Origin of the sequence: Pectobacterium betavasculorum (assembly GCF_000749845.1) — a bacterium.
Lineage (GTDB): Bacteria > Pseudomonadota > Gammaproteobacteria > Enterobacterales > Enterobacteriaceae > Pectobacterium > Pectobacterium betavasculorum.
In genome coordinates, this window is sequence record NZ_JQHM01000051.1 from 1 (window position 1) to 684 (window position 684).

The following is a 684-nucleotide window of genomic DNA, read 5'->3' on the forward strand; positions in this document are numbered from 1 at the left end:
GCCTGTCACTGAGTCTGGCGAGTGCGTTGCCGGATATCGATTTTGGCGCGGTGCTCGACCAGCCGTGCGAGCTGATGATTTGGTATGAAGGTGAATTGAAGCGTCGTGTCAGCGGCATTATCAGTGGGTTCACGCAGGGCGATACCGGATTCCGGCGCACGCGCTATCAGGCGGAAGTGCGTCCGGCGCTGTGGCGGCTGGGGCTGCGTACCAACGCCCGCATTTTTCAGGCGCAGAAGCCGGACGCGATTATCGGCGCGTTGCTGGAAGAGGCGGGTATTACCGACTACGCCTTTGCACTGCGCCATGAGCACGCGGTGCGGGAATACTGCGTGCAGTATCGGGAAAGCGACCTGGCCTTTATCACCCGTCTGGCGGCGGAAGAGGGATTGTACTTCTTCCACGAGTACGAGGAAGGTAAGCATCGGGTAGTGTTTGCCGACGATGCGGGGGCGCTGACCAAAGGCCCCGAGCTGTTCTTCAATCTGGCCACGCAGGGGCTGAGCGAGGGCGAATATATTCGACGCTTCCACTACGCGGAGCGGGTGAGCACGGCGGAAGTCGAGCTGAAAGACTACAGCTTCAAGACACCAGCTTACGGCCTGTCGCACAAGAAGATGAGCGGCGAGCTGGCACACCAGCGTGAAAGCTATCAGCATTACGACTATCCGGGGCGCTATAAAC

1 protein-coding gene is annotated in these 684 nt (G+C 59.6%); it reads left to right on the plus strand.

Annotated elements, in window-relative coordinates; all coding sequences use genetic code 11:
• On the plus strand, positions 1-684 hold a 684-nt coding region (gene tssI, locus KP22_RS21025; RefSeq protein WP_039326337.1), incomplete at both ends, for a type VI secretion system tip protein TssI/VgrG.